This window comes from Microbispora sp. NBC_01389, from assembly GCF_045040095.1.
Taxonomy (GTDB): Bacteria; Actinomycetota; Actinomycetes; order Streptosporangiales; family Streptosporangiaceae; genus Microbispora.
The window spans coordinates 2,280,372-2,294,391 of the sequence record NZ_CP109552.1 but is presented as its reverse complement, the minus strand read 5'-3'; the positions used below and the strand labels follow the sequence as shown (position 1 = coordinate 2,294,391).

At 71.8% G+C, this 14,020-nt stretch carries 11 protein-coding genes; 4 read left to right on the top strand and 7 right to left on the bottom strand.

Annotation, left to right across the window (positions count from 1 at the left end; all coding sequences use genetic code 11):
- Positions 1-133 precede the first annotated feature (133 nt).
- Complete coding sequence (locus tag OG344_RS10320; RefSeq protein ID WP_405089069.1) at positions 134-1,378, top strand: transcriptional regulator; 1,245 nt, start codon at positions 134-136, stop codon at positions 1,376-1,378.
- A gap of 105 nt (positions 1,379-1,483) precedes the next feature.
- On the opposite strand, the gene hisC is transcribed toward OG344_RS10320, so the two are convergent.
- On the bottom strand, positions 1,484-2,539 hold the full coding sequence (hisC, locus tag OG344_RS10315; RefSeq protein WP_405088021.1) for a histidinol-phosphate transaminase: 1,056 nt from the start codon (positions 2,537-2,539) through the stop codon (positions 1,484-1,486).
- A 267-nt stretch (positions 2,540-2,806) separates the two neighbouring features.
- Here hisC and OG344_RS10310 point away from each other — a divergent pair, with 267 nt between their 5' ends.
- Entirely contained in the window at positions 2,807-4,072 is a 1,266-nt protein-coding gene (locus tag OG344_RS10310; RefSeq protein WP_405088020.1) for an RNA-guided endonuclease InsQ/TnpB family protein, read from the top strand.
- A 46-nt stretch (positions 4,073-4,118) separates the two neighbouring features.
- Here OG344_RS10310 and OG344_RS10305 read toward each other — a convergent pair whose 3' ends face one another.
- Positions 4,119-4,625: a hypothetical protein gene (locus OG344_RS10305; RefSeq protein ID WP_405088019.1), complete on the bottom strand. Its 507-nt coding sequence runs from the start codon at positions 4,623-4,625 to the stop codon at positions 4,119-4,121.
- Positions 4,626-4,761: 136 nt separating this feature from the next.
- Here OG344_RS10305 and OG344_RS10300 point away from each other — a divergent pair, with 136 nt between their 5' ends.
- Together OG344_RS10300 and OG344_RS10295 are read left to right on the top strand one after the other, a co-directional pair.
- The gene (locus tag OG344_RS10300) at positions 4,762-6,942 is read left to right on the top strand and encodes a glycoside hydrolase family 6 protein (protein ID WP_405088018.1); all 2,181 of its coding nucleotides are present in this window, start codon (positions 4,762-4,764) and stop codon (positions 6,940-6,942) included.
- A gap of 49 nt (positions 6,943-6,991) precedes the next feature.
- Positions 6,992-7,726 (top strand): polysaccharide deacetylase family protein, encoded by a 735-nt coding sequence (locus OG344_RS10295; protein WP_405088017.1) that lies wholly within the window; start codon positions 6,992-6,994, stop codon positions 7,724-7,726.
- On the opposite strand, the gene OG344_RS10290 is transcribed toward OG344_RS10295, so the two are convergent.
- The 5 genes from OG344_RS10290 to OG344_RS10270 all read right to left on the bottom strand — a co-directional run bounded on the left by OG344_RS10290 (position 7,705) and on the right by OG344_RS10270 (position 13,941).
- The gene (locus OG344_RS10290; protein ID WP_405088016.1) at positions 7,705-8,901 is read right to left on the bottom strand and encodes an acyltransferase family protein; all 1,197 of its coding nucleotides are present in this window, start codon (positions 8,899-8,901) and stop codon (positions 7,705-7,707) included. The two genes, OG344_RS10295 and OG344_RS10290, sit on opposite strands and share 22 nt — an antisense overlap.
- 38 nt (positions 8,902-8,939) lie before the next feature.
- Positions 8,940-9,614, bottom strand: a complete 675-nt coding sequence (locus tag OG344_RS10285; RefSeq protein ID WP_111700359.1) for an NrtR DNA-binding winged helix domain-containing protein — start codon at positions 9,612-9,614, stop codon at positions 8,940-8,942.
- A 64-nt stretch (positions 9,615-9,678) separates the two neighbouring features.
- A complete protein-coding gene (locus OG344_RS10280) occupies positions 9,679-11,514 on the bottom strand; it encodes a DUF4434 domain-containing protein (protein ID WP_405088015.1) in 1,836 nt (611 codons plus the stop codon).
- A 62-nt stretch (positions 11,515-11,576) separates the two neighbouring features.
- The gene (locus OG344_RS10275) at positions 11,577-12,665 is read right to left on the bottom strand and encodes a glycosyltransferase (RefSeq protein ID WP_327049006.1); all 1,089 of its coding nucleotides are present in this window, start codon (positions 12,663-12,665) and stop codon (positions 11,577-11,579) included.
- Positions 12,666-12,678: 13 nt separating this feature from the next.
- Complete coding sequence (locus OG344_RS10270) at positions 12,679-13,941, bottom strand: nucleotide sugar dehydrogenase (RefSeq protein ID WP_405089068.1); 1,263 nt, start codon at positions 13,939-13,941, stop codon at positions 12,679-12,681.
- Positions 13,942-14,020: the final 79 nt, after the last annotated feature.

Below are 14,020 nucleotides of genomic sequence, written 5' to 3'. Positions count from 1 at the left end.
AGAGAAGCCACAACAACAGGGGCGACGTGGGATGGGACGAACATTGGTCGAGCGCACGGAAGACACTCCGCGCGGGTCACGTCTGGGGACGGTGACACCCGACCTCACCATCGGCGTGGTGGGGTCACATGATTTGGTCGAACGCGTGATGCTCATGGGGCACTCGGCGGCCCCGGTGCCCTGTCGGCTGGTCGCCGCCGCGTACAGGGACGAGCAGGAGGCCGCGGACAAGGTGACCCGGCTCGGGCCGGGTGTGGACGCCTGCCTGTTCGCGAGCCCGGTGCCCTTCGAGCTCGCCCGGCGGGCCGGAGTGCTGACGATGCCCGCGACACACGTGCAGCTCGGCGGAGCGGCACTGGTGGCGGCGGTCGCACGGGCCTCGCTGGACGAGCGGACCGATCCGCGCCGGGTGAGCGTGGACGTGCTCGCGCGGCCGGACATCGACGAGGCGTACGCGGACCTCAACCTCCCCTCCGGGGAGGTGCACAGCCGCGACGAACCGGGCCCGATCGGCACGGTCACGGCCTTCCACGAGCGGTTGTTCCGCCAGGGGGCCACCACGGGCGCGCTCACGTGCGTCCAGGGGGTGGCCGACCGGCTGACCTCAGCCGGAGTGCCGGTCGTGCCGATCCGGCCGACGTCCGCCGCCGTAAGGACGGCACTGCACACGGCGGCGCTGCTCGGCGCCAGGCACCGGCTGGAGGAGTCGCAGCTCACGGTCGTGCTGGTGGAGGTGCCGACGCTGCGCGAGCCGGTGCGCCGGGCCGCCCCGCGCTACTGGCGGGACGAGCTGCGGCTGTCGCTGCACCGCCTGCTCGTGCAGGAGGCCAACCGGATCAACGCGAGCGTGTGGCCGATCGACGACCACAGCTACCTGGTCGTGGCGACCAAGGGCTCGATCGCGGCCGCCACCGACGGGTTCCGGGTGCTGCCCTTCGCCGCCAGGATCCGCGAGGAGCTGGGGCTCGCCGTCGAGGTGGGCGTGGGGATGGGCCGCACGACGCACGAGGCCGAGACGCACGCCAGGGGCGCGCTCGCCCGCACCCAGGGCGGCAAACAGCCCCAGGGCTTCGCGGTGGACCGGGAGGGCCGGGCCCTGGTGCCGCCGCCCCGGATGCCTCCCCAGCCGGGCGGGCCGATCAAGCCCAAGGGCGTCGAGGTGCTGGCGCGCCTGGCGGCCAAGCTGGAAGGCGGAGACACGGTCGTGGACGCGGAGGGGGCCGGGCGCATGCTCGGGGTCACCCCGCGTACGGCTCGCCGGTTGCTGCGCACGCTGGTTGACGAGGGACTCGCGTGGCCGCTTCCGCCGAACCGCACTCCGCAGCCGGGCCGGCCGCGCCAGCTCTACCGGCTGATCGTGGAGAAGCTCAGCCGGTGACCGGGCGATCGTGAACGAAAGGTGTGGACGGCGCTCGGCGCCGGGCCGACGGCGTGGGGCCGGCGTGCCCCGGCAGCGCGGTCGCCGTCCGCACCCTCCCAAAGCTCAGATGAAGTCCTGGGCGACGGCCAGGAAGACGTCGTTGGCCTCGATGTCGCCGATGGACACCCTGGCCCCCTCGCCGTCGAACGGGCGCACGGCGACGCCCACGGCCGCGCACTTCGCGGCGAACTCCGTCGTGCGCTCGCCGAGACGCAGCCACACGAAGTTGGCCTCGGTGGGCGGGACCGTCCAGCCCTGCGACAGCAGGGCCTCCCGCACGCGCGTGCGCTCCTTGATGACGGTCTCGACCCGCTCCAGCAACTCGTCCTCCGCGTGGAGGGACGCGATGGCGGCGGCCTGCGCGAGGTGGTTGACCGCGAAGGGCAGCAGCGTCTTGCGGACGGCCGCGGCCACCGGCTCGTGCCCGATCAGGTAGCCGACCCGCAGGCCCGCCAGGCCGTACGCCTTGGAGAACGTGCGCAGGACGGCGACGTTCGGGTGCTCGCGGTAGAGCGCGAGGCCGTCCGGCACGTCGGCGTCCCGCACGTACTCCCGGTACGCCTCGTCGAGGACGACCGTGACGTCGCCGGGCACCCGGCCGAGGAACCGCCTGAGCTCCTCGGTCCGGTTCACGGTGCCGGTCGGGTTGTTGGGGTTGCACACGAAGACCAGGCGGGTCTCCGGCGTGAGGGCGCCGGCCATCGCGTCGAGGTCGTGCGTCTCGTCGCGCAGCGGCACCTGAATGGATCGGGCACCCGAGAGGTCCGCGAGCAGCGGGTAGGCCTCGAAGGAGCGCCAGGCGTACATGACGTCCGCGCCGGGCTCGCCCACCGCCGCCAGGATCTGCTGAGCCACCGACACCGACCCGGCGCCGAGTGCGACGTGCCCGGCGGGCACGTCGTACCGCTCGGCGAGCGCCTCGGTGAGCCGGACGGCGCCCGGGTCGGGGTAGCGGTGGACCTCGGCGGCCGCCCGCGCGACCGCCTCGACCACCGACGGCAGCGGCCCGTACGGGCTCTCGTTGGAGGACAGCTTGTACGACCGGCCCTCCGGGGAGACCACGGCCTTACCGGGCTTGTACGGCGGCATGCTGTCGAGGATCGAGCGGAATCGCGGCATACCGTCACCTTAGAAGATGGCCCCCGGAGGCTCTACTGGCAGCTCTACCGATCTGTGGGCCAGTGCTCCGGCGTTCTACGCCGGGGGCGAAGGCCCACGCGGGAGGGCCCGCTCCACGGGTACCAGCGGACGGGAGCGCTGTATATCTCGCTGGGGATCCGCCCGAGACGCCCCTTCATGCGGTTGGCCGCCCGCGCCGCAGATCGAGGGGTGACTCACGGTGTGGATTCCGTCACGGTGGCGTAAACCCGGGGGTACGATCAGGGCGTGGAGGTGGCCGGGCAGGCGCGGGCGCATGTGGCGCGGCTCGACCTCAGTGCCGCCCAGGTGGCGGTGCTGGACGGTCAGGCGCACACCGCCCGCGCGTTGTGGAACGTGCTGCATGAGTTCTGCACCTTCCGGCAGGGCCGGTTGGCGACGGTGAAGGACTGCGACGCGGCGATCCGGGCGGCCCGCCGGGAGATCGACTGGATGGGGCGGTTGCCCGCCCAGGCGGCGCAAGCGGTGCTGAAAACCTACCGGCAGGCGTGGTCGAACTTCTTCAACCCCGCCCATCCCGCCGGACGGCCCACGTTCAAGAGCCGGTTGCGAACCCGGCCGGCCGTGGATGTGCCGCAGGCCCGCGACCTGAACATCACGCGGCTGAATCGGCGGTGGGGCGCGGTCAGTCTCCCCAAGGTCGGGCGGGTGCGGTTCCGGTGGACCAGGGATCTGCCCGGCGTCACCAGGGGCGGCCCGGCCGGGCGGATCACCGGAGCTCGGCTGGTCAAGGACGCCTTCGGGTGGCAGATCGTGTTCCGGGCCGAACGCCAGGTGCCTGCCCCGGTCGCCCACCGGGGCGAGCGGGTCGGGATCGACCGGGGAATCACCGTCGCCCTGGCCCTGTCGGACGGCACCACGCGCGAGCACGGGCCCTGGCTGCGCGACGGCGAGAAACAACGCCTGCGCCGGCTTGAGAAGAAGTCGGCCCGCCAGCGCCGCACCCGTACTCCCGGCCGGCCTGCGTCCAGACGGCTGGCCCGCACCTATGACCGGATCGCCCGGCTCCGCGCGACAGCCAAGCGCCGAGCCTTGAACTGGCAGCACCAGACCACCACCGAACTCGCGCGCGCCTTCGGCGTGGTCGTGGTGGAAGACCTGACGATCACGAACATGGTCCGCTCCGCCAAGGGCACGGTCGACCAACCTGGCCGGAACGTGCGGCAGAAGGCGGGGCTGAACCGCGCCATCGTCGGGCAGGCGTGGGGCCGGACGGTCACCTTGCTGGAGTACAAAACCCGTGATCGCGGCGGTCTGGTGGTGAAGGTTCCCGCCGCGGGAACGTCGCAGACCTGCCACCGGTGCGGTCACCGCGATCCGGCGGCCCGGGACGGCACCCGGTTCTCATGCGTGAATCCCGCGTGCGGGTGGGCCGGGCATGCCGACACCAACGCCGCGATCAACATACGCAACGCCGCAGGAACTGCGGTGTCAGGACGTGGAGACCTCGGGGCTGCCCGGTCCGCGAAGCGTCAACCCCCGCGCGCCGCCTGACCGCGACGTGACGGGAGAATCTCCGGCCTTCAGGCCGGGGAGGAGTTCACTTGTAGTAGGCGTACAGCGTCTTCCAGGTGCCGGCGTACTGGCAGTTGAGCGACGGCTTGGCGGCCTTGCCCTCGGAGCAGACCTTGAGCTCGACCTCCCCGACGTTCTTCATCGTGAAGGCGAAGTTCTTCTTCACGTTGTAGGAGCAGGTGCGGTAGTTGCGGTGGGCCAGGTGCGGCGTGTTGGAGGAGTCGAACCAGCTGACGCGGAAGAGCGCCCAGCCGCAGGCGGACGAGGAGCGGGTCCGGTCGACGACGCTGCCGGAGACCTTGACCCACGGCGCGGCCGCGCTGGGGTCGTCCTTGGCCGCGGCCGTCAGGGAACCGCTCACCTTGGCCTTCGAGCCCGCCGCGAAGTACGGCCCGAAGGGCTTGAACGCGGCCTGGGTGGCGGCGGCCTCGGTGGCCTCAGTGGCGGAGGCGGCGGTGACGGTGGCCAGCGGGGCGAGCGCGAAGATGCCGGCCGCCAGCGTGATGCCGGCCAGAGAGCGGGTGAGCGCCATTGCGGGGTTCCTTTCCTCTGTTTGTTGGGCTCACTTTGTCGCAGGCCGCTTTCAATGTGCTTGACGCCCGCTGTACGCCGCTTTCGGACGCCGATTTTGGTTAGGATCGCGCCTGAACCGGCGATCGGGGAAAAACATGACAAGCGGCGCTGAGGGTGACGGACCGCGATACGGCGAGCCCCGGCGCATCGGGCCTTTCCACATTCTCGGGCGGCTCGGCCAGGGCGGCATGGGCACGGTGTATCTCGGCCGGGACGACGACGGCCGGGAGGCCGCCGTCAAGGTGATCCACCCGCAGTGGGCGGCCGACCCCGCCTTCCGGCGCCGGTTCCAGCGGGAGGTGGCCGCCGCACAGCGGGTCGCCCGCTTCTGCACCGCCGCCGTCCTCGGCGCCGGGCTGGACGGCGAGGTCGCCTACCTCGCGACCGAGTACGTCCCCGGCCCCACCCTCCAGGAGGTCGTACGGGACCGCGGGCCGTTGTCGGGATCGAGCCTTGAGGCGGTCGCGGTCAACGTGGCCGTGGCCCTGCAGGCGATCCACAGCGCGGGGGTGATCCACCGCGACCTCAAACCGTCGAACGTGCTGCTGTCGCCGGTCGGCCCCAAGGTCATCGACTTCGGCATCGCCCAGGTCACCGACAACACCGCGGACATGAGCGGCATCGTCGCCGGGACGCCGTCGTTCATGTCGCCCGAACAGGCGAAGGGCGACCGCCTGACCCCGGCGTCCGACATCTTCGGCTGGGGCGCCCTGGTGGCGTACACCGCCTCCGGGCACGCGCCGTTCAGCGGCGGGTCGATCCCGAGCATCCTCTACCGGGTGCTCCACGATCCTCCGCGGATCTCGGGGCTCGATCCCCGGCTGCGGTCGATCGTCGACCTGGCGCTGGCGAAGGAACCGGCCCAGCGCCCCACGGCGCAGCGCCTCGTCGAGATGCTGACCGGCCACGAGCCGATCGCACCGATCGCACCGGCCGCCCCCGCTGCCCCGGCGGCGACGGTCAACGGGCTGCCGACGGTCGCGGGGAGCACAGGGAACACGGGGAACACGGGGAACACGGTGGACCGCCGGTCCCGGCCCGGGCCCGGCGTCCTGCTCGGGATCGCGGGCGTCGTCGCGGCCCTCCTGGTGACGGCGGGAGTCGTCATCGCCGTCCGGACGGCATCGTCGGAGAGTCCGTCGTCCGGGAACCCCGCCGAGCGCGCCACCCCGGCCGCGACCGGCACGACCCCGACCACCCCTGCCCCGACCGGCACGACCCCGACCGGTACGACAGGGGGCGGCGCGGGCTCGGGCAACCCGCTGCGCGGGCGGGACGTACGGCTCTACGCCGACCCGGCGGGCGACGAGGCACGCCAGGCGGAGGCCTGGGCGGCGGCGGGGCGGGGTGACGACGCCGAGACGATGCGGAAGCTCGCCGCGGTGCCGAGGGCCGTGTGGCTGAGCGGAGCGAACGCCGCCCAGGCGGGCCGTACGGTGAGCGCCACGCTGGAGGCCGCCGCGCGGCAGGACGCCGTGCCGGTCTTCGTCACCGACGACATCCCGCTGCACCAGTGCAACGAGGGCGGCGCGGCCGGCTCGGCGCAGTACCTCGCCTGGATCGACGCCGTCGCCGCGGCCGTCGGCGACCGCAGGGCGGTGTTCGTGCTGGAGCCCAACAGCCTCACGCAACTGCCGGGCTCCCCGGAGTGCTCGCTCGGGGACGCCGCCGACCAGCGGGCCAGGCTGCGGATGCTCACCTCGGCCGTGAAACGCCTCGGCGCGCTGCCGAACACCGCCGTCTATCTCGACGGCAGCCTGGAGGGCTGGCCGTCGCCGGAGGTCATGGCGACGCGACTGGTCGAGGCGGGCGTCGCCCAGGCCGACGGCTTCTATCTCAACGCCACCGGATTCCAGGAGACCGGCTCGCTCGTCGCGTACGGCACCCGCCTCGCCGCCTGCGTCAAAACCAGGGCGTCGGGGAGCGGGACGTGCGCGGATACGGGTACGGACGCGGCCGGGCTGCCGCACTTCGTCGTCGACACGGGCCGGAACGGCCGGGGCGCGTGGACTCCGCCGGAGGGCAAGTACAAGGACCCCCAGGAATGGTGCAACCCGCCGGGACGCGGCGCCGGGGCGCGGCCGACCACCGACACCGGTGACGCGCTCGTGGACGCGTATCTGTGGCTGCGCCCGGCCGGGATCTCCGACGCCCGGTGCACCCGCGGCGAGAGCGGCTCCACCGACCCGGTGTACGGCGTGGTCACGCCGTACGGCGGCCAGTGGTGGGCCGAGCTCGCCCTCCAGCGGGCCAAGGACGCCGTTCCGCCACTCTGACGAGCGCTCTGATTACCCTCTCCGCCGATATTCACTAAGATCGCGCGACATGTGGCGGAAAGTCAGGATCGCGATGGCCGGCGTCTGCGTGGCCGGTGTGTGCACCATTCCCACCCCGGTCGCATCGGCGCCGGTTCCGGCGGTGAAAACGGTGAAGGCGGCGAAGCCGTACTGCGCCCTGTACAAGTGCATCGCGCTCACCTTCGACGACGGCCCGTGGCCCTACACGCCGGCGCTGCTCGACACGCTGAAGAAGCACAAGGCGAAAGCCACGTTCTTCCTGCTCGGCCGGAAGGTGGCCAACCGCCCCGAGCTCACGCAGCGGATCGAGCGCGAGGGCCACGAGATCGGCAACCACACCTGGAACCATCCCGACCTGACCAAGCTGCCCGACGAGGAGGTGCTCAGCGAGCTCACCAGCACCTCCGACGTCATCTACGAGACGATCGGCAGGAAGCCGGAGATCATGCGTCCGCCGAACGGCGCGACGAACGCCCGCATCTCCGGCCTCACGGCGCAGCTCGGCCTGCCCCAGATCCTCTGGACGGGATCCACGCTCGACTGGCAGGCCAGGAACACGAAGGTCATCGCCGCGCGGACGTTGAAGCTCGCCAAGCGCGACGGCGTCATCCTGCTGCACGACATCGTCCCCGAGACGGTCAAGGCGATGCCGGGCGTGCTGACCAAGCTGGAGAAACAGCACTACAAGTTCGTCACCCTGACGACCCTGCTGCAGGGCCGCACGCTGCGCGGCGGCGAGATCTACCCGCCCCGGGGCAAGTAGGCGGCCGGCGCCTCCGCGAGCGGCGCCGGCGTCGGCGGGACGGGAACCGCTGCCGTGACATCCACCGTGACATCCACCCTGGCGTCCACCGTGACATCCATCGTGAGCGACCGCTCCAGGGCCGCCCGCAGGCGGGGCTGCAGGGGCCGTTCCACCACGCGGTGCACGGCGTACGCGACGGCGAGCGCGGCGGCCGTCGCGACGGGCAGGGCGAGCCGGTTGCCGAGCGGCTCGTGCAACACCTGGATGAGCAGGAACCCCACGTGGTGGTGGAAGAGGTACAGGGGGTAGGTCAGCGCGCCGAGCGCGGTCAGCCACCGCCAGTCGAGCCGGTCGAGCGCGCCGACGGCGACCGCGACCATCACCAGGAAGATCAGTGAGATCACGCCGACGACGAGCGCGGACCCCAGCGCCGGGCCGAACCGGCCGACCGCCGGGAGCTTCTCCCCCAGCACCGACACGATCGCGAGCGCCCACCCCGCCCCGACGAACAGCCAGGGGAACGTCGATCCGCCGAAGCGGTGGATCAGGAACAACGCCATGCCCGCGATGAAGTACGGTGCGCTGAACGGCAGCAGCACGGCCTGGAGGAGGTCGGCGTCCACCCGCTCGGCGACGACGAGCAGGAAGACCCAGCCGCCGAGGAACGCCAGGCAGCGGCGGTAGGTGATGCCGATCGCGGCGAAGCACGCGACGAGCACGTAGAAGACGAGCTCCTGCCAGAGCGTCCAGTAGACGATCTCCAGGTCCCGCACGCGCAGGCCGTGCTGGAGCATGGTCAGGTTGGCCAGCAGCTCGGCGAACGTCGGCCGGTGGTCCGTGATGAGCCCGCCGACGGCCAGCGCGCCGAGGACGAGCACGCTCGCCCAGTACGCCGGGTAGAGCCGGGCGATCCGCGACGCCGCGAAGTGCCCGGCCGTACGGCCCCACGCGCTCATCAGGATCACGAACCCGCTGATGAGGAAGAACAACCGCACGCCGTAGACCCCGAACATGGTCACCGCGCTCAGGGCCGGGAAGGCGTTCGGGGTGCCCCACGCGCGGGTCTCGCCGAAGTGGAACAGGACGACGCCGAGAGCCGCGCAGAACCGGAGGAGGTCGAGAACGCGCAGCCGCGACGGTCCGCGGAGGATGGCCGGCGCGTCGGGGCCGACGCGTGGGGCCGCAGCGAGCATAGGCCGGAATATATCCTGAAAGATCCCTGTGAGGCGGATTACTGTGGGGCGGCTGCGCCGGCGCGGAGCATCGGGGGATGCAGCAGCACGGCCGGGCCTCGGCGGTGCAGCATCGCGGGCCGGCCACCGTCCCGGGTCGTCGTGCGTCCGGTGGGCACCAGGAAGCCCTCGGTCTTGGTGACCTTCCGGTGGAAGTTGCGGGGGTCGAGCGGGCGGCCCCAGACGATCTCGTACACGCGGCGGAGCTCCGCGACGGTGAACTCCGGCGGGCAGAACGCGGCGCCGAGCGAGGTGTACTCCAGCTTGCTCCGCGCCCGCTCCACGCCGTCGAGCATGATCCTGCGGTGGTCGAAGGCCATCTCGGTCAGCTCCGCCACCGGCTGCCAGCTCATGTGCGCCTCGGTGGACGCGGGCAGGTCGGGGGCGAGGCCGAGGTAGGCGACGCTGACGACCCGCTGGCGGGGGTCGCGGTCCGGGTAGCCGTAGGTCTGCAACTGCTCCAGATGCACCGGGGCGCCGGGCAGGCCCGCCCGCTCGGCGAGCACCCGGGCGGCGGCGGCCGGCAGGTCCTCCTCCAGCTTGATGAAGCCGCCGGAAAGCGCCCACCTGCCCTCGTAGGGCGGCCGGTCGCGCCGCCAGACGAGCGCGCTCAGCTGCTGGGACCTGACGGTGAGCACGACGAGATCCACGCTGACCGGGATGCGCGGGATCATGAGCGAACGCTATCAGTACGCGGCCGGTCGCCCGGTGTCCCAACCGGTGTCCTCAGCCGGTGTCTCAACCGGTGTTGTGGTAGTAGACGGGCTCCGCCGACTTACGGCCGTCGGCGGAGGTGACCTCCACCCGCACCCACACGTCGCCGGGCACCGTCGCCCAGTCCACCGGGATCCAGATCGTCTCGATGCCCGCGGGAAGCCCCGGGATCGGCGTGCCGTCGTGCCAGCCGACCGTCGCCGAGTCGACGACGCGGGGGGTGTCCAGCCCGGGCCAGCTCAGCGTGACCTTCGCGTCGCCGAGGTGGTAGCCGCGGATCTCCAGGCCGTCCTGGATCTGGCGTTCGCGCCGCTGCGCCTCCACCGGGATCGGCCGGTCCCAGTCCTCGGCGATCTGCTCCGACAGCGACGGCGAGCCGCAGGTGAAGAAGTCACTCCACATGTACGAGATGACCTTCGAGACGTACGGCCCGGCCAGCGTGACCTGGGTGTCGAGCCGGGGCTTGTCGGTCCTGCCCCGGGTGCCCTGACGGCCGCAGTTCTCGGTCGAGGACGGCTCGAAGGCCTCCACGTTGGCCCACAGCTCCACCTCCACGCCCTCCTCGGCAAGCTGCGCCCGCGCCTTGGACATCTCGCGGTAGTAGTCCCGGGTGCCGCCGTAGTAGGCCGTGGCGTAGGTGCTCTCGCCGACGACCGGCTTGAGCCGGTCGTCCACCGGCTTGTTCTTCCAGTTGGGCCAGAACAGGCCGACCTTGCCCGTGCCCCGGCCGTCCTGCGGGGCGATGATCTCCACCCCGGTCCGGGCGAGGGCCTTGAAGCCCGCGGCGACCTGCGCCGGCGTGGAGGTGTACTTCAGCCGCCTGCGGCTGTCGATGTACGGGCTGACCAGGATGGGCTTGCCGGGCAGTTCCTGCTCGACGATCCGGTGCTGCTCGGCGTACACCTGGAGCGTCTGGACCTTGGCGGGGTCGGGCCAGTCCCTGAGCTGCAGCTCGAACGGCTGGTAGACGCCGCCCAGCGACTGGCGGTCGCCGAAGCGGTTGCCGTAGTCCTGCAGGATCCGCCGGGTCAGGGTGGTGAGCGTGCCGATGTGCCGCGGGTCGGCGCGGGTGGACTCGGCCGGGTCGCGCGGCGCGAGGGGCAGCGCGGGGAAGACCCGGATGCCGAACCGGTCGCCGAGGTCGAGCAGCTCGCTGAGGCTGTCCTGCTCGCCCGCCGAGACGAGGATCAGGTGGTAGGCCCGCCCCTTGGTGGTGAAGTCGCAGGTGGGGTCGTCGGAGCCGTCCTCCGGCGCGATGAGCCGGTAGAAGACGGCGCCGTTCACGACGATCTTCCGTTCCACCTGCGGGCAGCGGAAGATGCCGGGCCCGAACTGCTCGTCGGTGCGGTAGACGTACGTCCAGCTGATGCGGTTGCCGGGGTTGGCGGCCCGGAGCTCCTGCTCCGCCGCCTTCATGCAGCTGCGCCCGCTCTCCACGCAGACGGCGTACCGCTTGTCGGCCGGCGGGGTCTTCTCCGTCTCCTTGCCGTCCGCCGGCTGGAGCACCTGCCCGTCCTCGTCCGTCTGGCGCGGCGACAGGCCGAAGCCGAGGCGTACGACGGTGTCCCCGCCGAGGCGGTGGATGGCCTGGAGCTGGCGCCGCCAGGTGCACGGGTCCGAGGTCGGGATGAGCCAGTACCCCATCACGGCGTACGGCGTGGCCGCGGCGGTGTCGAAGGTGCCGCAGGGATCGGTGAACTCGCTGTGCGCGGGGGACGGGCTGGGGCTCTCGGTCGCCCCGGAGAGGGCCTGCCCGGCCCCGGCGGCGCCCGGATCGGAGCTCCCGTCCCGCAGGACGATCACGACGGACGCGACACCCGCGAGGATCGCCACACCCAGGATGAAGGTGAGCCAGCGCACTTTCAGGACACTACCCGCCCGTCGTTCGTCGAACTTGTCACGCCGAAGTGTTCACCGGGGCTTCAGCTCTTGACGCCGGCCCACGCTTCCAGCTGGTCGACGAAACGACGTGCCGAGTTGGGCCAGTGGTGGTGCGCCCGCGCGGCGGCGTAACCGCGCCCGCCGGTGCCGCGCCGTTCGAACGGGTTGTCCCTGAGCTGGAGCACCGCGCGCGCCACGGCCTGCGGGTCCCGCCACGGGACGACCATGCCGCACTCGTAACGCTCCACGAGCTCGACGGCCCGCGGCGAGGGGGTGGTGATGACCGGGATGCCGTGGGCCATGTACTCCACGATCTTCGTGGGCATGGAGTGGCGGTAGTTGGGCTCGTCGTGCAGCAGCGACAGCCCCGCGAGCGCGCCGTCGAGCCGCTTGAGCGCCTCGTCGTTCGGCATGAAGTCGCGCCACTCCAGCACGCCCTGCGCGACGGCCTCGTTCAGCAGCGGCCTGCTCTGCGGGTCGGCGTACCCGATCAGCTCCACGGCCACCCGGTGCGGCTGGAGCACGCGGGCCACCTCGACGGCCTCCCGCACGCCCCGGGCCTCCGACAGCCAGCCCAGGTAGACCACCCGGTCGTCGCCGGGCGGGCTGACACTGTCGGGCACCCAGGTCTCGTTCGGCACCACCAGGTGCCGCTGCCGGAACCGGCCCGCGTACGCCGCCTCGGCCAGCAGCAGGTGCATCCGGCGCTCGGCGGTGCCCTCCAGGAGCCGGGCGAGGTACCGCGTCGGCGGGCGCAGGAACGCCGGCAGCCACGGCTTGAGCGACAGCGTCGCGGGGGTGTCCTCGTGCACGTCCCAGACCACCGGCGGGCTCTTGCGCACCCCGGCGACGGCGAACAGCAGCTCGGGGTCGTGGATGAGCGCCAGGTCGACCTTCCCGCGCATGCTCTTGAAGAGCTTGCGGGCCGCCCGCACCGCCGACAGGCGCCGCCGCTCGGCGGCCCTCGGCAGGTCGACTCCGGTCACCCACGAGCGCGGCACGACTCCCCGCGCGGTGTACGGCGCGGCGTACGTGACCTCATGACCGGCATCGACGAGCGCCCGGATCTGCCGGTGCAGGATCCGGGCGTCCTCGGGGTGATGCACCACCGTCATGACGAGCACGTGCACGGCGCGACCCTTCCTACAGCCGCTCGACGCGTTCGCTCGTGGCCAGCACGCCACGAGTGTCCAGGACGAGAAGGGCGTGGTCCTCCACCACGTCCAGGTCGAACGCCGCGTGCTGCTGCAACAGGACCACCACGTCCGCGGCGGCCACGGCCGGCCGCAGGTCCTCCTCGCGGGGGATCGCCCTGCCCTCGACCGACCATTCCTTCACGTACGGGTCGCAGAACGACAGCTCCGCGCCCAGCTCCAGCAGCGCCTCGGCCACCGGGATCGCGGGCGTCTCCCGCTCGTCGGCGATGTCCGGTTTGTACGTCACGCCGAGGAGCAGCACGCGCGACCCGTTCACCGGCTTGCGGGCCCGGTTGAGCAGCCGCTGCACCCGGGCCACCACGTACGACGGCATCCGCTCGTTGATCTCCTGGGCGAGCTCGACGAAGCGGAAGGGATAGCCGAGCTTGCGCACGGTGTACGACAGGTACGAGGGGTCGACGGGGATGCAGTGCCCGCCGACGCCGGGGCCGGGCAGGAACTTCTGGTACCCGAACGGCTTGGTGGAGGCCGCCTCGATGGCCTCCCAGAGGTTCACCCCGAGCTCGTCGCAGAAGATCGCCATCTCGTTGACGAGGGCGATGTTGACGTGCCGGTAGGTGTTCTCCAGCAGCTTTGCCATCTCCGCCTCGCGGGTGCCGCTGACCGGCACGACCCGCTCGACGAACTGGGCGTAGAAGGCGACCGCCCGCTCCTTGCAGGCCGCGGTGTAGCCGCCGACGACCTTGGGAGTGTTGCGCAGGCCGAACTTCGGGTTGCCCGGGTCGATCCGCTCCGGCGAGAACGCCAGGTGGAAGTCGCCGCCCGCGGTGAGCCCGGACTCCTCCAGGATCGGCCGTACGAGCTCGTCGGTGGTGCCGGGCCACGTGGTGGACTCCAGCACGACGAGCGTGCCCGCCTGAAGGCGCTCGGCAACGGCCCGGCTGGCGCCCTCGACGGCCGACAGGTCGGGACGGTGGTCCTCGTCCAGCGGCGTCGGGACGCAGATGACGATCACGTTCGACCGCGACAGCACCGACGCGTCCAGCGTGGCGGTGAAACCCGCCGCGAGCATCGCGTCGAGGTCGGCGTCCGTCAGGTCGTCGATGTAGGAGCGGCCGGCGTTGAGCGCGTCCACCTTGCGGGGGTCGACGTCCAGACCGGCCACCCGCAGACCGGCCGCCGTGGCCTCCTTGGCCAGCGGCATGCCGACGTATCCCAGCCCGATGATCGTGAGATCGAAGGCGGTCACGATGCGGCCTGAGGGCGGGAACAACACTTCATGGTGGCAAAGGTTATCTCAACTCGGCACCATGCACGCCTGATGCAAC